Source organism: Arthrobacter sp. NicSoilB11 (assembly GCF_019977375.1).
Classification (GTDB): Bacteria; Actinomycetota; Actinomycetes; order Actinomycetales; family Micrococcaceae; genus Arthrobacter.
The window spans coordinates 3,966,725-3,985,688 of sequence record NZ_AP024657.1 but is presented as its reverse complement, the minus strand read 5'-3'; the positions used below and the strand labels follow the sequence as shown (position 1 = coordinate 3,985,688).

The following is an 18,964-nucleotide window of genomic DNA, read 5'->3' as shown; positions in this document are numbered from 1 at the left end:
CAATGTGCTCCCGGACGGACCCGATGTCAATGACGCTTCTCGCAGATCAACCTACTTTTCGCCAGGGCCCAGGTCCGGGGCGCCGGCGAACCCCACCAGCCGTGTGGAGCTGCCGTGCAGTTCCAGGATGGCCAGCTCATTGAGCCCCTGCCGGACGAGCGGCCCGGGTATGTAGAGGGTGCGCTGCGGGCCGCGGCTCCAGTAGCGTCCCAGGTTGACCCCGTTGATAAAGGCGTTGCCCTTGGTCCAGCCGTCGAGCCGGAGGTATCGGTCGCCGGGACCGTCGGCAGCAAACGACCCGAAGGACACGGAAGGGCCCGCAACGCCGCCGAAACCTTGGAGTTCCCGGGCTTCCTGCCGGAAGTCACCCAGCGGGGCAAGGTCCACCGGCCGGAGGGCCCAGTCCAGAACCTCTGCGCCATCCAGTAGCGCCGGTGCGATCAGGCCCTTCGCTTCGCCGATCCTGGGCCCGTAGTTGACCCTGCCCTGGTCCTCTACAAGCACCTGCAACAGCCCTTCCCGGGGGATGACGATGGAGCGCTCGCCGAGTTCGCGGCTCAGCGTTCCCAGCGGAAAGCCGTCCAGGAAGAACTGCGCCCGGTCACGTACGTCGGTGAAGGAGAGTACACCGCTGCGGGCAAGGACCTTTTCGTAAAGGAAGAATCCGCGGTATTGGCCGGTGGCTTCGGCGGCTGGAACCGCTCCGGCCACCACCTGGGCCGGACTGCCCAGCCATGGGACATCCAGCAGCGGTACGCTTTCCGTCAATTCCACCCCGGCCTGGGCGGCAACAGGCCGGCGGCCTGGTACTTCGGCCGGAACCGGGAAGTGCTTGGCGATGACACTGCGGAACGCGAAGTACTTTTCCGTAGGGAAGCCGTCTTCGGCCAGGGGGGCGTCGTAGTCGTAGGACGTAATGGTGGGCTCGTAGATGCCCTTGTCATTGGCGCCGTTGGTGAAACCGAAATTGGTGCCGCCGTGGAACATGTAGATGTTTACCGATGCCCCGGCGGACAGCAGGGCGTCCAGTTCCGCTGCAGCGGCGGCAGCATCGGTAGTGTGGTGGTGGGTTCCCCAGTTGTCGAACCAGCCGTTCCAGAACTCGGCGCACATCAACGGCCCCGTGGGCTGCCGCTCCCGCAGGAAGGCCAGCCGTTCATCCGCCCTCGAGCCAAAGGTGCCGGTCTTGTGCAGCCCGGGGAGCGAACCGTCCTCGATCATGGTGCCGAAAGGCTGGTCACAGGTGAACAACGGCACCTCCACGCCCGCCCGCTTGGCAACGTCCACGAGGTGCTGGAGGTATTCCTTGTCCGCGCCGTAGGCTCCGTACTCGTTTTCTATCTGGAGCAGGATGACGGGACCGCCCGTGGTGACCTGCCGTTCCACCACGATGGGCAGCAGCTGGTCCATGAAGGCATCCACGGCGGCCAGGTAGCCGGGCTCACTGCTGCGCACGCCGATGGTGGGATCCGTGAACAGCCACGCCGGCAGCCCGCCGTTGTCCCATTCTGCACAGATATACGGGCCGGGCCGGACGATGGCACGCATGCCCTCGGCCGCCACGAGGTCCAGGAAGCGGCCAAGGTCCAGGCTGCCATCAGTCCGGAAAACGCCTGGGCTGGGGGCGTGTTCATTCCAGGCCACATACGTTTCGATGGTGTTGAGCCCCATCAGCCGTGCCTTGCGGATCCGGTCTGCCCATGAATCCGGGTGCACCCGGAAGTAGTGGATGGCGCCGGAAAGGATTCGAAACGGCTCGCCGTCCAGGAGGAAGTCGCGCTCGCCGATGGCAAAAGAGGTCAATGGGTATCCTGGGGAGTGCGGAGTGCAGCGGAGAAGGCATAATCGGAGTTGCTCCACACCACGAACAGCAGCGGCGCCGGGGCCAGCGCCACGCCGAGGACCGGCTGGAGCAGGGCGGCGGCAGCGATGATTCCCAGAAGCACCAGCATGGCCAGGCTCAGGTACCAGCGCTGCACGGACACGTATAAAGCGGCCTTGACCAGGCCCTTGAGGCCGGCGGCCGGGAAGAGTGCGACGCCGGCAACCGCCATCACGGCAACGGCCACCGTTAGGGCTGCGGCCACCGCGATCACCGGCACCAGCAGCGCCGCGGCCGGCATGGACTGAACGATGGCCAGGTCCACGCCAAGGAACAGCAGTGCCGCCACGGCGGCCAGGCCCAGCAGGGCCGAGCGCCGGAAGCCGTGCCGGTAGCCCCGCAGGAAGGAGGCGACCGGCTTGACCGCAATACCGTCGTCGTTCAATGCCTTGAAGGCGGCGAACAGGCCGGAGAGAGACGGCGGGACGGTGGCCGAAAGTGCCAGGAAGAACGGCCATGCGGCAACAGGGTCCGCTACCAGGGCCAGGCACAGCACCAGCGGGGAATTGGCCGCAGCCATCAGCACGTTCCCGGCCAGGAACGTATAAACGAACCCGAAGATGCTCCCAAAGGTGTCAAGCCCGGGACTCGGAATCCGCCCGGCCAGTCCGCGCCGCGGTGCTGCTTGCTCCCGCACTGCACTCAACCCTTCATGCCGCTCGTTGCGATGCCTTGGATGAAGTACCGCTGGCCAACCAGGAAGATCGCCAGGATGGGGATCACCGAGATGACCGAGCCGGTCATGATCATTGCGTACTCCGCGTCGAACTGTCCTACGAATGAACGCAGTCCCAGCTGGACCGTCCAGAGCCGGTTGGACGTGAGGTAGATGAACGGCCCCATGTAGTCATTCCAGGTGTTCACGAACGTCAGCAGTGCCAGGCTGGCGAGCGCCGGCTTGGACAGCGGCAGGATCACCCGCGCCCAGATGCCGTACTCGCTCAGGCCGTCAATCCGGGCGGCCTCGCACAGTTCATCCGGGATGGTCATGTAGTACTGGCGCATCAGGAACACGCCGAACGCGCCGAACGCCTGCAGCAGGATCAGGGCGTTAAAGCTGTTGGTGAGCCCCAGGTTCTGCATCATGATGTACTGCGGCACCATGTAGGCCTGCCACGGCACAGCGATGGTGCCGATGTAGGCCAGGAACAGGACATCCCTGCCTGGGAAGCGGACCTTCGAGAACCCGTAGGCGGCCAGGGAACCCGTCAGCACCTGCAGGCACGTGATGATCACGGCCAGGTACAGCGAATTCTGCAAGTAGCCCATCATGGGAATGCGGGTCCAGATGTCCGTGTAGTTGCTCCACACGAATTCGCTGGGAATCCACTGGATGGGAACCGTGAGGACCTGGTTGTTCTCCTTCAGCGACGAGGAGACCATCCAGATAAACGGCACCATGAGTGCCACCACCAGGACGGCGAGGACGGAATAGATGACCAGGTCACTGGTGCGCTTTTCCCGCTCCCGGGTCGAGCGTCTGCGGTCAATCCGACGGCGGTCTTCCGTGGCAGGTGCCAGGCCGGCGAGGGGAGCTTCGGTCTTGAGGTCTTCGGCCATGTTGGTCATCAGCGTTCCCTCCGCTGTTGGATCTTGAACTGCAGGACGGTGACCGTCAGGACGATGAGGAACAGCACCAGGGAGATGGCGGACGAGTAGCCGAACTTTCCTTCACCGATGCCTTCCTGGTAGATGAGCTGGGACAGCACGGTGGTGGAGCGTCCCGGTCCGCCGTTGGTCATGACCACGATCAGGTCGAAGACCTTGAAGCTGGAGACTGTCAGCATGACCACCACGAAGAAGGTGGTGGGCCGCAGGGACGGGATGGTGACGTTCCAGAAGCGCTGCCACGCACTGGCGCCGTCCACCTCTGCCGCTTCATACAGTTCGGTAGGGATGGCCTGCAGCCCGGCCAGGTACAGGACCATGTAATAGCCCATATCCCGCCAGACGCTGGTGATGATGACTGCGGGCAGTGCCCAGTCGGAGCTGGAGGTCCAGCCCGGCGCATTGGCGATGCCAATGGCGTGCAGGAACTGGTTGATGGGGCCGTTGTCCGGGCTGAACAGCATGTTCCAGACCACTGCCACCGCCACCAGGGAGGTGATGTAGGGGAAGAAGATGGCCACCCGGAAGAAGCCAATGCCCTTGAGTTTGCGGTTCAGCAGCATGGCCAGCAGAAGGGCCAGGGCCATGGTGAGCGGAACGTGCCCGATGGCGTAGACCACGGTGTTCCGCAGTGCCACCCAGAAGGAATCGCTGGCGAACATCCGCTGGAAGTTGGCCAACCCCACCCATTTGGGGGCGGTGAAGGAGGTCCACTCCATGAAGGAGAGGGCGAATGCTGCCAGCACCGGAATGAGCGTGAAGGCCAGGAACCCCAGGAAGTTTGGCAGGATGAACGTCCAGCCGATCAGGGTGTTGCGCCTGGCCTGCTTCCGGTTGCCCCGGCCGGCGGCCGGGGCAACCTTCGAAGGAATGGTTTCAGTAGTCATGCTGCTGTTACTGACCGAGGACTTCGCTCTTGACGCGCTTGCCCATCTCGGCAATAGCGTCGTCCACCGGGCGTTCACCCACCATGATGAGGTCGTGCTCCTGGTTCAGGACCTTGTCTGTCGCAGCGGACTTGTCGCTGACCGGCATTTCCAGGGCAATCTGGTCCGGGGTGAAGGCCTTCTTGGACAGGTCGTCCGTGGGCATCCCCTCGAGCTTGAAGTAGGCGTCCTTGACGGCATCGTTCTGCAGGGCCGGAACAACGCCGATCCTGGAGATCGCCTTGGCGCCCTCCTCACCGGCTGCCCATTCAATGAACTTCCTTGCCTCGTCCGAGTGCGCAGCGTTCTTGTTTACGGCGAAAGCCGTGGGGGAGCCGAACGTGGTAACCTTCCCGCCCTCGCTCTTCTGGGGCATGGGAGCCAGGCCCCAGTTTACGTTCGTCTTTCCGTCCTTCTTAGCCTGCAAAATTCCTGCGATGTACCAGGTGCCCATGGGCATCATGGCAGCCTGCCCACTTTCAAACATGGTGCGGTAGCTGGTCTTCTGGCTCTTGGCCGTCCCGAAATCCAGTGTGGCGCCGCTCTTCTGGAGGTCCAGTGCGGTGTTGTACTGGTCCTTGAAGAAGCTGTAGTCGCCGCTGTTCTGGTCGGCGTTGTTCTGTGCGGCGGCGATGGCCTGCACCACGGAACGCCAAATGTGGTGGTAGGTGCCGTACACCTTCTTGCCGCCCGCTTCGGTGGTGAGTTTCTTGGCAAGCGCGGTGTACTCGTCCCAGGTCAGGTCCGCCGGGTTCTCCACGCCGGCGGCCTTGAGCAGGTCCTTGTTGTAGTACAGCAGCCAGAAGTCCTGCCGGTACGGCGCGGCGAAGTACTTGCCGTTGATATCGAACGCATCAATGCCGGCCAGGTTGTCCTTGCCCACCTTGTCCACCACAGTGTTTATTTCCTGCAGCTGGCCGTTGTTGGCGTAGCGCGCGTAATCAATGACGTTCTTCATGGTCAGGACGTCCGTGGTGTCGCCGCCGGCCAGCATGGTGGTGACCTTCTGGGGGTAGTCGTCCGCCAGGATGTCCACGGGTTCAATGTCCACCTTGGGGTTGGCGGCCTCGTAGCTGTCGAACAGTGCCTTGAATTCGGGGGTGCCTTCGTAGTTCCACACGGACACGGTAAGGCGGGTCTTTCCGTCCTGGCTTTGGGGTTCGGCCGGGCCGGCTGCCCCGGCGCAGCCGGTGAGTCCAAGGCCGGCAGTCACTGCCAGGGCGATGGCGGCGAGGGTTGTGCGCTTCATTGCGGTCTCCTTACTAGGTTTTCAAATGGGCCGCGGGCTGCGGCGGTTACGTTGTCAGGCGCTGAGTGAAAGGTCCGCGGACACCACTTGCGCGGCCAGCTGTTGTCCGGTGAGGTACCGTTCGAGGTCGTTCAGGGCGGCGTCGGACATGCGGCGGGTTTCGGTGCCCAGCGACCCTGCAATGTGGGGGGTGATCTGTACATTCGGGAGGTCGTACAGCACCGAATCCGCCGGCAGCGGTTCGGGCTCAGTCACGTCCAGCAGGGCCTGGATGCGCCCGGTAGCGCACTCGGCTTCGAGGGCCTTCGTGTCCACGAGTGAGCCCCTGGCCGTGTTGATCAGCGTTGCGTTGTCCTTCATGGCCCGTAGTTCGGCCGCGCCGATCATGTGTTTGGTCTCGGGTAGGGCAGGTGCATGCACCGTCACCACGTCCGATGCGGCCATCAACTCCGGGAGGGACACCAGCTGCCCTCCCTCCGCGGCCACGGCGGCGGGATCCGCGTAGGGATCGCTGACTAGGCAACGGACATCCTGCAGTTGCTGGACCAGGTGCACTACCCGGCGTCCAATGCGGGAGAACCCGATGACGCCAATGACCCGTCCAATGTTGCCCAGCTCACCCCGTTTCGTGGTGTAGTTCCAGTCGTCCCGGAAGACCCGGGCATCATTGGCCAGCACGTGTGCCTTCTTTCCAGCCAGCACGATGGACGCAAAGGTGAACTCCGCTACCGGGATGGCATTGGCGTCTGCCCCGTTGGTCACCAGGATGCCCCGCTCCCACAGTTCCGGAGTGACAAAGCTGCGCACGGTGCCTGCGCAATGGAATATTGCACGAAGCTTTGGCATGCGTGCGAGGGCGGCACCGTCGAGCCGCGGCACGCCCCAGCTCGTCAGCAGGATTTCAACATCGGCCAGGCGCCCGGCAAGCGCAGGCCGGTCAAGGGACGCGGTCCAGGGTTCCGGGCCGAGATCTACCAGGCGCGCCAAACGGTCAAGCCGTGTGGAATCGAACTGGTCGGCAAATGTTTTCTGGTTCATGACCAGCAGGGCCTTGGGTTTCCGCGCCACTCGGGCCTCCTTTCCTCCGTGAAGTGAAATGCGGGAATCCGCGTTCCATGTCTTGCATCACATCTAACAATCAGTAGATACTCATGAACAAGACAGAACATTCAACATGGTCATGGTCGTCCTAAAACGATCGTATTCGAACAAGAGAACCGGTTTCTGCATGACAACCACCACAGGCCATTCCGACGCGGCGCGTCCGGCACCGCTCATCTCCGCATGGTGCCAGGCCGCCACCGCTGCGGAGTTGGTCACGTCACTTCAGGGCGCAACTAAGCGACTGTCCGTCCCGCCCGCTGAGGCGTCCGCATGGAGTGCAGTTCCGGCTGACGCCCTACGCATGATCAGGGAGCAGGCCGGCACGGAACGGGGAACTCCGTGGCCGCAGCCCCTGGTGTCCCATTACGCGCGCTTCTTCCGCGACGGGAACCGTGCCGCGTACGAAAGCCTGGTGCGTGCACGGCAGCAAAGGCTCACCCGCGCGGTGGTCATGGCCCTGACGTCAGCGGACCGTGAGGCCACCGACCTCTGGCTCGACGAATCTATCGACGGCGCCTATCTCCTGTGCGAACAGAGTTCCTGGAGCTGGGCGGCCCACGATGATGTCTACAGCCGCTCTGGAGAAGTTGTCCCGGACCTGGCCCGGCCCTTCCTGGACCTGGGCGCCGGCGAGGTGGCTGCCCAGCTGGGCTGGCTGGACCACGTGCTGGGCAGTGAACTCGACGCGCGAGCCCCTGGCCTGCGGCGGCGCCTGCGCGATGAGGCGGCTGCACGCGTCTTCCAGCCGTTCCTTGAACGGCTGGACTGGCACTGGCTGGGCCTGGACGGGGACGTCCACAACTGGAACCCGTGGATCCACTCGAACCTGGGCGCCGCCGCACTGTTCCTGGTGGAGGATCCCCACCTCCAGGCACGGATCATGGAACGGTGCATCGAGGGCCTGGACCGCTTCCTGGCCTCAATCCCGGTTGACGGCGCCATCGATGAAGGATTCGCCTACTGGTGGAACGGCGCGGGGCGGGCGCTGGAGGGGCTCAAGCTGCTGGAGGAGGCCACCGGAGGAGCCGTCGACGCCGGACTGCCAGTCGTCCGTGAACTGGTGGCCTTCCCGCACCGCATGCACATCGGAGGTTCCTGGTTCCTGAACGTGGCAGACGGGCCGGCGCGGGCGGCGGACGCCCTCCCCTGGGACATGCTGCACGGCTGGGCGGACCGGCTGGGGGACCAGGATGCAGCGAACCATGCCGCGTCGATGCTCGCCCGGGAGCCGGATGCCGCTGCCGGGCTGGGCCGCGTCCTGCACTCGCTCCTCGCCACCTCACCGAGGCCCGCAGGGACCCCGCCACTGGTTTCCTTCAGCTATCTCCCGTCCGTCGAGATCATGGTGGCCCGCCAGAAGGCCGGGTCTACGGAGGGGCTGCTCCTGGCAGCGAAGGGCGGCCACAACGGCGAGCACCATAACCACCAGGATGTGGGTTCTGTGGTGGTGGCGGTGGATGGTGTTCCCCTCCTGGTGGACGCCGGCCAGCCCACCTACACGGCGAAAACCTTCGGCCCGGAGCGCTACGGCATCCGCGCCATGCAGAGCGCATGGCATAGCGTCCCGGCGCCATGGGGGCTTGAGCAGGGCACGGGCAGCGAATTCACCGCCCAGGTCCTTCGGCAGCCCACGGTCCACCAGCCCCGCCTGGAACTTGCCCTCGGCGCAGCCTATGGCCTCGATCCCGGGCAGTGGGTTCGCACTTTCGATCTCGACAGAAACACCGGCCGCGTCACCATCGGGGACCGCTGGGAGCTTCCGGAGTCCGCGGCACCGGGGACGCCCGACGTCGACATCACCTACCTCACGGCCGGTACCCTGCGCCGTGGACCGGACGGGGCGGCCACTGTGCATCCCGCCGGAATCCCCACCGCCGCAATCCCGGGAAAACCATCGGGCCGCGGAGCCGTGCTGCGCTGGGAGCCGGCCACCGCCGTCGTGCTGGTGGATGAATGGCACCTGGATGATCCGCTGCTGGCGGACATCTGGGGACAGTCCCTGACCCGGCTTCGCTTCCGCATGCCCGCAACAACCGGTGCCGACGGCGCATTCACCCTCACCGTGGAGGCAGCATCATGAGTCCTGACCAACCCGCCGAGCCCGCAGGAAAATCCCTCTTCTCGCTTCAGCGCAGGGAGCGGCTCATGGAGGAGCTGCGCGCCCACGGCGCCATCACCGTCCGGGACATCGCCGGCAAGCTGGGCGTCAGTGAACTCACCATCCGCCGCGACGTTAATCTCCTGGCAGATGAGGGCCTGGTGTCCCGCGTGCACGGCGGGGCCACGCTTCCCAGCCCGCTGGACCGGACCGCCGCCGGGCGCGCAGTAACCCACAGCTACTCAATCGGCATGGTGGTGCCGTCCCTGGATTACTACTGGCCGCAGGTCATCAGCGGCGCCCGTGCCGAAGCGGAAGAGCAGAACCTGCGGATCATGGTCCGGGGTTCCACATATGACGCCGCGGACAACCGCCGCCAGGTACAGGCCCTGCTGGACACCCAGAACATTGACGGGCTGATCGTGGCACCTGACATGGGAGGGGAACGCGGCCAGGAACTGCTGCGGTGGCTGAACGCGCTTCCCATTCCCGTGGTGCTGGCCGAACGGCGCGCACCCGCAGAAGTCCCCGCCCACCGCCTGGAATGGGCGGCAACGGACCACGCGTTCGGTGCTGGCATGGCCGTGCGCCACTTGTGGCAGGAAGGGCACCGGCGGATCGGCTGCCTGACCGACTCGTCCAGCCCCACCAGCCCGCACGTGGTCCGCGGTTGGCAGCAGGCCCTGGCGGCGCTGAAAATCCCACTCCAGGAAACCGTCCACGAGGATTCGGTCAAGCAGGGGGACGGCGGGCGCAGCGCCCACTTCGATCATGTCCTGGAGCTCTGCCGCAAAACCGGCACCACGGCCATGCTGGTGCATTCAGACACCCAGGCGGTGGCGTTCGTGCAACATTGCGTGGACCGGGGGCTGGCAGTTCCGGGCGACATCGCGGTAGTGGGCTACGACGACGAGGTAGCCTACCTGGCAGAGCCGGCCATCTCTGCCGTCCGTCCGCCCAAGCACTACGTGGGCAAGGTGGCTGTGCAGCTCATGGCAGCTCGGCTTGCCGAGGGGCGCATGCGCCCGGTGCACCGTGTGGAACTCAACCCCGAACTGATCCTGCGGGACTCCTCAATAGGCGCTCCGCGGCTGCCTGCCATGGGCGTACTCGAGGATTCCCGGTGACCGCCCCGCTGGGCGGTGCGCCCACCGCACTGCTCCTCACCGGCGAGGGACGGTATGCGGATCCGTGGCACCCGTTCGCTGACACCTCGCATGCGTTGGCAGGCCTGTTGCAGGACACGGGCTTCGACGTCGTCATTTCCGGCGATGTTGACGAAGCGCTGGCCGACCTTGCACATGCGGACGCCGCTGGCCTTCCTTCGGTACTGGCCGTGAACGTCGGCCTGCCCCGTGACGGCCGCCCGTCGCCGGGAACGCCGGATGCCTCGGCAGGGCTAGTGCGGTGGCTGGGCTCGGCCCGGCCAATGCTGGTGACCCATTCAAGCTCCACCAGCTTTGTTGACCTGCCTGCCTGGGAGGACGGGCTGGGCGGCCGCTGGGTCAGGGGCACGACCATGCACCCGGATTATGGGCCGGCTGCCGTCCGTCTCCTTCATGACTCCGGGCCGGTGGTTGCCGGCATCCCGGATTTCGTGCTGCCGGATGAGCGCTACAGCTATCTCAGCACCTGCCCGGACATCACCGTTCACGCCACCCACAGGCACGACGGACGTGACCATCCGCTGATGTGGTCCCTGCACCGGGGGACCGGCACGGGCGGCAGGCGGGGCCGGACCTTCTATGACGCCCTGGGCCACGACGCCGCCTCGTATTCGTCCCCTGAACACCGTGCCATCCTGCTGCGGGCCATCGCCTGGCTCGGTGGCAACTGAGACAACCCAAGGAATCCATGACCACCTCTGCACTCCCTGCTGCCCTGGTCCTTCCGCCACTGGACCGCGAACTCTCCCCGTTCACCGGCTTGACCCGTGAGCACTGGTGCGCCTGCGCCGACCACCTGCTGCGGTCCGCTCACCGTTACGCCACCGGTGATCACGCCAACTTGTACCTGCCCGGCGCCACCAGCAACTATGGCCCTCGCAGCGACTCCCTGGAGGCCTTCGCCAGGACATTCCTGCTGGCGTCTTTCCGGATCGCCGGCAGCCCGGAGGACACCGGATGGCTTGTGGATTGGTACGCGCAGGGGCTTGACGCCGGAACCGACCCGGCCAACCCTGACCGCTGGCCCACGCCGGGGGAGCTGGGCCAGGCGAAGGTGGAAGCCGCCTCGCTCGCGGTGGGCCTGTCGCTTACCCGGGAGCTGCTGTGGGACAAGCTGCCGCAGCGGGTCCAGGAGCAGCTCATTGCCTGGTTCGAGACCGTGATCGGCGGCCAGTACCCGCCCATCAACTGGGTGTGGTTCCAGATCGTCGTGGAGATGTTCCTGGCCAGCGTGGGAGGCCAGTTCTCCAACGCCGACATCGACGCCGGCCTGGCCATCCACGACTCGCTGTACCGGGGCCATGGCTGGTTCGCCGACGGCCCGGAGCGGGCTTACGACCACTATGTGGGCTGGGCATTCCAGGTCTATCCGCAGCTGCTGCAGCTGATGGTACCGGAGGACCCGCGTGTCCAGGCCAGAACTGCTGTTGACGGGGAACGGCTTGCCGATTTCCTTGATGACGCCGTGCATCTGGTGGGGGCTGACGGCGCCCCGCTGGTCCAGGGCCGGAGCCTGATCTACCGGTTTGCGGCGGCTGCGCCCTTCTGGTCAGGGCAGCTCTTGGGCCATACCCGGCTCAGCCCTGGCCTCTCGCGGCGGGCCGCGTCCGGGATCCTGGGCTATTTCCTGGAACGCGGGGCAGTGAACCGCGACGGTTTGCTGACTATCGGGTTCCACGGCGAGTTTCCCGGCATGAAGCAGGCCTACTCCGGGGCCGGCTCGCCCTACTGGGCGGCCAAGGGGATGATGGGCCTGGCCCTGCCGGCAGACCATCCCGTTTGGACCGCGGTGGAGGAGCCGTTGCCGGTGGAGGTTGGAGACACGCAGCGCTTCATTGTTGCGCCGGGCTGGCAGGTGGACGGGACTGTGGCAGACGGCATCGTCCGGGTCCTCAACCATGGGACCGACCACGCCAACCCCGGCGTCCAGGTGGCCGATTCGCCGCTGTATGCCCGCTTGGGCTATTCCACGGCCACCTTTCCGGACTTGGAGCCGGAGTCGCTCGATAACGCGGTGGTCTTCGAAGATGCCGGCGGCCGGCTGACGCACCGCACGGGATTCGAATTCTTGGGGCACTTCACGCTGGACGGTATTCAGGTGGGAGCCTCCCGGACCGCCACCAGCTGGATCGCCATTGATCCCGACTGCGGTCCCGACCACGGCAGCGGCGCCGCCGGGACCGCAACTCCAGGCCCCGAGGCCACAGTGGTGTCCCTGACGCGCGGTGCCGTAGAGCTGCGGCTGGTCCGCGTCCGTGGCGGGTCCAGCCTTGCCGCCAGGATGAGGATCGGCGGGTGGCCCATCGAGGCAGGCTCCGCGCTTGCCTCCGAGGTCAGGCCCGTCCCCTGGGGAGGGGAGCTCGACGACGGCGGAACCTGGGGACGGCAGGCGCCGTACCCTATGGGATCACACCTGACCATCCCCTGGATCGGCACGTCGGGTGGGGTTGCAGACGGCGACTATGCCGCCGTCGTCGGACTGGGCGGGCAAGGCCTGCATGTGGAACTGGACGGCTCGCACGTCCTGCCGGACGGCCGTTTTGCCTTCGTCGACGGCAGCACAGTGGATCCCATCGACGTCTGGGCCCGGCTCGGGCTGTAGCCGTTTGCGCCTACTACTCCTGGAACCACTCCCGGGCAGGGTTGGTCACCGCCGGGGCTGAACGGGCCAGCTCCGGCTGGGCGGCCCACTTCACGCCGTTGGCCAGGACCCGCTGGATCTGCGGGTGGTGGTACACCGGGTACTCCTGGTCGCCGGGGCTGAAGTAGAAGATGCGGCCCTTGCCCCGGGTGAAGGTGACGCCGGAACGGAACACCTCGCCGCCCGCGAAGGAGCTGATGAAGATGAGGTCGTCCGGCTCCGGGATATCGAACAGCTCGCCGTACATCTCCTGTTCGGGGATGACGATGGGACTGTCCACGCCTTCGGCGATGGGATGGGACGGCTTGACGGTCCAGACCAGTTCGCGCCCGCCGTCGTTGCGCCAGGCGAGGGAGCAGCTGGTGCCCAGGAGTTTGGTGAAGATCTTCGCGAAGTGCCCCGAATGGAGCACAATCAGTCCCATGCCGCCAAGCACGTGCCTGTGGACGCGTTCGACGACGGCGTCGCCCACCTCGGCGTGGGCCATATGGCCCCACCAGAGCAGGACGTCCGTCTCCGCAAGCACCTCCTCGTCAAGGCCGTGCTGGTCGTCGGTGGCCAGGACCGCCGTCGTGATGTCAGCGTCCGGGAAGTAGGAACGAAGTCCTGCCGCAATGGCACCGTGGATGCCGTCAGGATAGATCTCCCCGATGTGCGACGGCTCGTTGATGGCCTCGTGGACGCCCTCGTTCCACACCCGGATCCTCAGTTTGCCGTTCATTAGAGACGAACCTCCCTCTGCTCAAGTGCGGACTGGTAGCACGCGTCGATGATCTGTGCACGGTAGAGCGCGAGGGAGCCGTCATGCCCGGCCCAAACGGCGTCGCCGCCGCGCACTGCCGTAACGAAGTCTTCCACCACTGCGTCATGCGCGCGGCCCGGGAGCACAGCTGGCACGTAGTCTGCGGATTCGCCGTCCTTGTCGGTAAACACCCGGAGCTGGCCGACCGGCGGGAAGGGTGCGCCGTGCACCTTGAGCTCCGCGCCGCCGTCGGTGCCGTAAACCGTGAAATCGAGCAGGTCGTCCTGTTCCCGGTAGGTGGCCCAGCCCGCCTCGATCAGCAGTGTGCCGCCGCCCTCAAGCCGGAGGAACGCTGACGCGAAGTCTTCCACCTCGAACGCGTGGCTGGTGGCCAGGGCCGTATACCGGCTGCCGCCACCCCTGCCCTGCGGGCCAAGCTCCGAGTGGGTGGCGGCGGAGACAGCCAGCACCTTCGGTTCGCCCAGGAGGTGGAGGGCGTAATCCAGCGCGTGCACGCCGATGTCCGCCAGCGGTCCGCCGCCGGCAAGCTCGGGGTTGGTGAACCAGCTTCCCAGCGTCGGGATGCCGGAGCGGCGCAGCCAGGAAGCCTTGGCGTAGTAGGGCCGGCCCAGCCCGCCGTCGTCGATCACTTCCTTCAACGCCTGGATGTCGCCGCGCCGGCGGTGGTTGAAGGCGACGTCCAGGACACGGCCTGCCTTGCGGGCGGCGTCCACCATGGCCTGGCCCTCGACGGCGTTGCGCGCGATGGGCTTTTCGCTCAGCACGTGGATTCCCCGCTCCAGGGCGGCGATGGCGATGGGTGCGTGGAGGAAGGTGGGCACTGCCACACTGATGGCGTCCAGGCCGCCGTGGTCCAGCATCTCTTCCCATCCGGCGAAACCGTTGGGAATGGCGTACTCGGCCTGCAGGGAGTCACGGAGCTCCTGCTCCATCCCGGCCAGCGACACGATGCGGACACCATCCAGCTCGGAATAGGCCTTGAGGTGCTGCTGGCCGGCCCAGCCAATGCCCACCACACCCACCCGTAGCTCCGGATTTTCTCCTGGCGTAGACGGCTGCTGGACGGGGGTTTGCTGGTTGTTCACGAGGTTCTTTCCTTTTCCGGGCGGCGCTGGGGTGAGGGTCATGGAATCGATTCCAAAATGGTCGGAATGGTGGTCCGGAGAGCTATTGGAATCGATTCCAAAATCCTTTCAGGAACTGCCCCGGGGAGTCAACCCCTGTCAGTTCTTTGTGGAATCCCGGATGACGAGCTCGTGCGGGAGGAATGTCCGGCCGCGGCGGTGGGCCGGGCCGGTCATCCGTTCGAGGAGTGCTTCGAAGGCCACGCGGCCCAGGTCGTAGGCCGGTTGCCGGATGGTGGTGAGCTCCGGGATGCACATCTCCGCCTGGATGGAATCATCGAAGCCGGCAACCGCCACATCGTCCGGCACCCGCAGGCCGGCGTCGATGATTTCCCGGACGCAGCCTGCCGCCACCGTATCGCTGCCGCAGAACACGGCATCGGGCAGGCGGTCCATGGCCAGCAGTTCCCTGGTGAGGCGGCGGCCGGCGTGGAAATCGAAGTCACCGTTGGCGAACAGGCCCTGTTCCGCGGCCAGGCCCGCCTCGGACAGGGCCTCCCGGAACCCCTGTTCGCGCAGCCTGCCGGAGCGGGCAGCCCGGTTGCCGATGATGGCAAGCCGCCGGGCGCCTGTCCCGATGAGGTGCCGCGTAATGTCGTAAGCGGCCTGCCGGTCGTCAATGGATACACCGAACGCTGCCTCGGAATCGACGATCTCGCAGACCTGGACAACGCTCAGCTGCTCAGCCAGCGCTTCAACGTCGCCGTCCGGCATGGTGGGGGAAAACAGGATCAATCCGTCCACGGACCCGTTGCGCAGCATATCCACGAGCTGCTGTTCCCGCTCGAGGTCGCCGGACGTCGGGGCGATCAGGCTGACATAGCCGGACAAGGCCGCGGCGTCACCGAAGCCACGGAACGCTTCGCTGATGACGGGGGACTCGAGGTTTTTCGAGAGCGCCAGGATGCGCATGGTGCGGTCGCGGCGCAGGTCGCGTGCGGAGGCGAGCGGGCGGTAGTTGAGCTGCCGGATGGCACCGGCCACCTTTTCCCTGCTTGACGCGCTCACGGCCGGGCTTCCATTCAGCACGCGCGATACCGTGCCGACGGACACTCCCGCCGTTTTGGCGACGTCCTGCACAGTTGCTCGAGCCATTCCGATTCGTCCTTCCGCGGCCACTGGCCGAAGCCGCCCTCCACCCGGTGGTTGCGATTTTCAGCTTAGCCGCCGTTGCGGGTGCGGCGGGCCGGCTGCTGCGGCCCCATCATGCCCATCCCTTCCCGTCGGCTGAAACATGCATTTAACCTTCCTGTCCGACGCACGAAATCACTCCTTGGCTAATCTGGTGCAACAAGGTTTACTGATAGCTAACGCCAACCCTGACAGGAATGTTTCGATGACGAGTGTCGCAACCCCTGCTGTGACCCCAATGCCAGAAGGCGGGCTGAAGGCGCCCGCGCCGGCCGAAGAACCAACCATCTCCCTGGCCGATATTGCGCGTGCCCACAACGTCCGCTTCCTGCTGGCCACGTTCGTGGACATGACCGGGAAGCCCTGCGCCAAGCTGGTCCCGGTGGAGGCCGCGGCTGAACTCGAGGACGGCGCCATGGGGTTCGCGGGCTATGCCGCGGGCCTGATGGGGCAGAAGCCGCAGGACCCGGACCTGATCGCTGTTCCCGATCTGGCGTCCTTCACCCCGGTCCCCTTCATCAAGGAAGGCCTGGCCATCATCCACTGCGACCCGCATGTGGGCGGGAAGCCCTGGCCCTACGCCCCGCGCGTCATCCTGAAGAACACGTTGGCCGGCCTGGCGGAGAAAGGCATGCAGGCCAAGGTGGGCGCCGAGGTGGAGTACTTCCTGGTGAAGAAAAACGACGACGGGACGCTGAGTACCGCCGACGACAGGGACGATTCGCTCCGCCCCTGCTACGACGCCCGCGGCGTCACCCGGATGTACGACCACCTCACCTCCATTTCGGAGGCGATGAACTCCCTGGGCTGGGGCAACTATGCGAACGATCACGAGGACGCCGCCGGCCAGTTCGAGCAGAACTTCAACTTCACGGACGCGCTGACCACGGCGGACCGCGTGGTGTCCCTCCGCTACATCCTGAATATCCTGGCCGGGCAGCGCGGCATGACCGCCACCTTCATGCCCAAGCCGTTCACCGACCGCACCGGCACCGGCCTGCACTTCCACTTTTCGCTGTGGGCAGGTTCCGATCCGCTGTTCCCCAGTGAGGGAACGGACGACGGCGGCCGCGGCCTCGGGCTTTCCGGCCTGGCTTGTTCGTTCATCGCCGGGATCCTGGAACATGCTCCTGCGCTGCAGGCCTTCCTCGCCCCCACCGTGAACTCCTACAAGCGGACCGGCGCCACCACCAGCTCCTCGGGTGCCACCTGGTCGCCGCGGAAGGCATCCTTCGGCGGGAACGACCGCACCCACATGATCCGGGTGCCGGACAACAAACGGATCGAACTCCGCTCCGGCGACGGCTCCGCCAACCCGTACCTGGCCATCGCCACCGCCCTTGCCGCCGGGCTGGACGGCGTGGAGAAGTCCCTGGATCCGGGTCGGCCGTCCGGGCCGGGAGAGTCCAAACCCGACGCGCATCTCCTTCCGGCCACGCTGCTCCACGCCGTGGAAGCACTGCGGAAGGACCCCGTGATCCTGGCCAGCCTCAGCGGGGATCCTGCCGTCGGCGGCTACTACGCGGACGCCAAGGAAGAGGAATTCCTCAGCTGGCACAACCAGGTCAGCGACTGGGAAATCCGCATGTACCTGACCTCGATTTAGCAACCCACACATCCAAGAAAAGGACTTTCCATGTGCGGAATCGCCGCGCTGCAGCTGCGCAATCCCTCGCTGCACCCCCAAATGGGCGCCCTGCTGTCCTCCATGCTCTGCCAGATCGTGGACCGCGGACCGGACTCGGCCGGCCTGGCCGTCTACAACACCCCGGGCCTGGTTTCCCCCGGAACCTCCACCCTCAGCCTCCTGGGCAAGGACCAGGGAATGACGCCGGCGGCCATCACCGCCGGCGTGGCCGGCCTCCTCCCGCTGGACGCGGCAGCAGCCGTCCGCGTGGTGGGTGACACCACCCTGGTGAGTGCCGGCGTCGGGACGGACCTCCTGGTGAAGGCCGTCGGCGAAACCCTGCCCGCCGCCACCATCATTGGCCGTGGCGAACACGTGGCCGTGATGAAGAGCGTGGGCCATCCCATGGAGATCGCCGCCGAGCACGGACTTGAGGCGATGGCCGGCAGCCAGGGCCTGTCCCACACCCGGATGGCCACCGAGTCAGCCGTCACCGCCGGGGGCTCGCACCCCTTTTCCGTGGCCGACGACCTCTGCCTGGTGCACAACGGCTCCTTCTCCAACCACGCCACCGTCCGCCGGGAACTCAAGCGCGAAGGCGTGGTGTTCGATTCCGAGAATGACACCGAGGTGGGCGCCCGATACGTAGCCTCCCGCCTGCAGCAGGGCGACACCCTCGAGGAAGCCCTGGTGAACCTGGGTAAGGTCCTGGACGGCTTCTACACGCTGGTGGTCACCACGGCGGACAGCATGGCCGTGGTCCGCGACCCCATCGCCTGCAAGCCGGCCATCATCGCCGAAACGGACGACTACGTGGCCATGGCCTCCGAATACCGTGCCCTGGCCGGGCTGCCCGGCATCGACAACGCCCGCATCTTTGAACCGGAACCCGGAAAGGTCTACACATGGTCACTCTGACGGCCCCCGAAACTTTCGCCCCGACGGCCGCCCCCGATGCCGGGCAGGCAGTGGTTGACCTGGCCATCAGCTCTGTCCGGGAACTGAACCAGGCCATCCACGACGCCGAAGACGGCCAGTCCTGGACCGTCACCAACCCCGGCGGGAAGCACAGCCTGGCCGTTGGCATCGACGCGGACATCGCGGTGGCCATCGACGGCCATGCCGGCTACTACGCAGCCGGGATGCACCAAAAGGGGAGCGTGGCCATCAACGGCAATGCCGGCGTCGGGCTGGCGGAAAACATCATGTCCGGGAAGGTCCATGTGACGGGGGATGCGTCCCAGTCCGCCGCGGCCACCGGGCACGGCGGCCTGGTGGTCATCGACGGCAACGCCGGAGCCCGCTGCGGGATCTCCATGAAAGGCGTGGACATCGTGGTGGGCGGCAACATCGGCCACATGTCCGCCTTCATGGCCCAGGCCGGCCGGCTGGTGGTCTGCGGCGACGCCGGTGACGCCCTGGGCGACTCCATCTACGAGGCACGGATCTACGTCAAAGGCACGGTGGCCTCCCTCGGCGCGGACTGCGTCGAAAAGCCGCTGCGAGATGAGCATCTGGCCGAGCTCGCGGAACTGCTGGCCGCAGCCGGCCGTACCGACAACCCGGCCGACTTCAAGCGCTACGGCTCAGCCCGGAACCTCTACCACTTCCACGTCGACAATTCGACTGCCTACTAGGAGGCTCC

Annotated in this window: 16 protein-coding genes; 7 read left to right on the top strand and 9 right to left on the bottom strand. The window is 66.0% G+C overall.

From position 1 onward, the window contains the following. Positions 1-51: 51 nt before the first annotated feature. The 6 genes from LDO14_RS18600 to LDO14_RS18575 are packed head-to-tail and all read right to left on the bottom strand — an operon-like array spanning position 52 to position 6,733. Positions 52-1,803, bottom strand: a complete 1,752-nt coding sequence (locus LDO14_RS18600) for a beta-galactosidase family protein (RefSeq protein ID WP_223992874.1) — start codon at positions 1,801-1,803, stop codon at positions 52-54. Further along, on the bottom strand, positions 1,800-2,519 hold the full coding sequence (locus LDO14_RS18595) for a hypothetical protein (RefSeq protein WP_223992873.1): 720 nt from the start codon (positions 2,517-2,519) through the stop codon (positions 1,800-1,802). Before LDO14_RS18595 ends, LDO14_RS18600 begins: the two co-directional genes overlap by 4 nt. A 5-nt stretch (positions 2,520-2,524) precedes the next feature. Further along, positions 2,525-3,451 (bottom strand): carbohydrate ABC transporter permease, encoded by a 927-nt coding sequence (locus LDO14_RS18590; RefSeq protein ID WP_082581756.1) that lies wholly within the window; start codon positions 3,449-3,451, stop codon positions 2,525-2,527. Continuing rightward, positions 3,451-4,377 (bottom strand): sugar ABC transporter permease, encoded by a 927-nt coding sequence (locus LDO14_RS18585; RefSeq protein ID WP_056391847.1) that lies wholly within the window; start codon positions 4,375-4,377, stop codon positions 3,451-3,453. The genes LDO14_RS18590 and LDO14_RS18585 overlap by 1 nt, the downstream gene beginning before the upstream one ends. A gap of 7 nt (positions 4,378-4,384) precedes the next feature. Then, the gene (locus tag LDO14_RS18580; protein WP_223992872.1) at positions 4,385-5,665 is read right to left on the bottom strand and encodes a sugar ABC transporter substrate-binding protein; all 1,281 of its coding nucleotides are present in this window, start codon (positions 5,663-5,665) and stop codon (positions 4,385-4,387) included. A gap of 54 nt (positions 5,666-5,719) precedes the next feature. Continuing rightward, on the bottom strand, positions 5,720-6,733 hold the full coding sequence (locus LDO14_RS18575; RefSeq protein ID WP_082581755.1) for a hydroxyacid dehydrogenase: 1,014 nt from the start codon (positions 6,731-6,733) through the stop codon (positions 5,720-5,722). Positions 6,734-6,893: 160 nt separating this feature from the next. Here LDO14_RS18575 and LDO14_RS18570 point away from each other — a divergent pair, with 160 nt between their 5' ends. The 4 genes from LDO14_RS18570 to LDO14_RS18555 are packed head-to-tail and all read left to right on the top strand — an operon-like array spanning position 6,894 to position 12,635. After that, positions 6,894-8,849 carry a heparinase II/III family protein gene (locus tag LDO14_RS18570; RefSeq protein ID WP_223992870.1) on the top strand — a complete coding sequence of 652 codons (1,956 nt, stop codon included), beginning with the start codon at positions 6,894-6,896 and terminating at the stop codon, positions 8,847-8,849. Beyond that, complete coding sequence (locus LDO14_RS18565; RefSeq protein WP_056391843.1) at positions 8,846-9,994, top strand: substrate-binding domain-containing protein; 1,149 nt, start codon at positions 8,846-8,848, stop codon at positions 9,992-9,994. The genes LDO14_RS18570 and LDO14_RS18565 overlap by 4 nt, the downstream gene beginning before the upstream one ends. Continuing rightward, positions 9,991-10,704, top strand: a complete 714-nt coding sequence (locus LDO14_RS18560; protein WP_223992868.1) for a ThuA domain-containing protein — start codon at positions 9,991-9,993, stop codon at positions 10,702-10,704. The genes LDO14_RS18565 and LDO14_RS18560 overlap by 4 nt, the downstream gene beginning before the upstream one ends. 17 nt (positions 10,705-10,721) lie before the next feature. Then, positions 10,722-12,635 (top strand): DUF2264 domain-containing protein, encoded by a 1,914-nt coding sequence (locus LDO14_RS18555; RefSeq protein ID WP_223992866.1) that lies wholly within the window; start codon positions 10,722-10,724, stop codon positions 12,633-12,635. A 13-nt stretch (positions 12,636-12,648) separates the two neighbouring features. On the opposite strand, the gene LDO14_RS18550 is transcribed toward LDO14_RS18555, so the two are convergent. The 3 genes from LDO14_RS18550 to LDO14_RS18540 all read right to left on the bottom strand — a co-directional run bounded on the left by LDO14_RS18550 (position 12,649) and on the right by LDO14_RS18540 (position 15,656). After that, complete coding sequence (locus LDO14_RS18550; protein ID WP_223992865.1) at positions 12,649-13,395, bottom strand: ThuA domain-containing protein; 747 nt, start codon at positions 13,393-13,395, stop codon at positions 12,649-12,651. Further along, a complete protein-coding gene (locus LDO14_RS18545) occupies positions 13,395-14,564 on the bottom strand; it encodes a Gfo/Idh/MocA family oxidoreductase (RefSeq protein WP_223992862.1) in 1,170 nt (389 codons plus the stop codon). The genes LDO14_RS18550 and LDO14_RS18545 overlap by 1 nt, the downstream gene beginning before the upstream one ends. A gap of 96 nt (positions 14,565-14,660) precedes the next feature. Further along, positions 14,661-15,656 carry a LacI family DNA-binding transcriptional regulator gene (locus LDO14_RS18540; RefSeq protein WP_223992860.1) on the bottom strand — a complete coding sequence of 332 codons (996 nt, stop codon included), beginning with the start codon at positions 15,654-15,656 and terminating at the stop codon, positions 14,661-14,663. 241 nt (positions 15,657-15,897) lie between these two features. On the opposite strand from LDO14_RS18540, the gene glnT reads away from it, so the two are divergent. From glnT to LDO14_RS18525, 3 genes are read left to right on the top strand one after another with little or no spacing between them, the layout of a single operon-like run. Then, positions 15,898-17,298, top strand: a complete 1,401-nt coding sequence (gene glnT, locus LDO14_RS18535; RefSeq protein ID WP_223992858.1) for a type III glutamate--ammonia ligase — start codon at positions 15,898-15,900, stop codon at positions 17,296-17,298. A 30-nt stretch (positions 17,299-17,328) separates the two neighbouring features. Beyond that, positions 17,329-18,237 (top strand): glutamine amidotransferase, encoded by a 909-nt coding sequence (locus LDO14_RS18530; protein ID WP_223992856.1) that lies wholly within the window; start codon positions 17,329-17,331, stop codon positions 18,235-18,237. After that, on the top strand, positions 18,225-18,956 hold the full coding sequence (locus tag LDO14_RS18525; protein ID WP_223992854.1) for a protein glxC: 732 nt from the start codon (positions 18,225-18,227) through the stop codon (positions 18,954-18,956). Before LDO14_RS18530 ends, LDO14_RS18525 begins: the two co-directional genes overlap by 13 nt. Positions 18,957-18,964 lie beyond the last annotated feature (8 nt).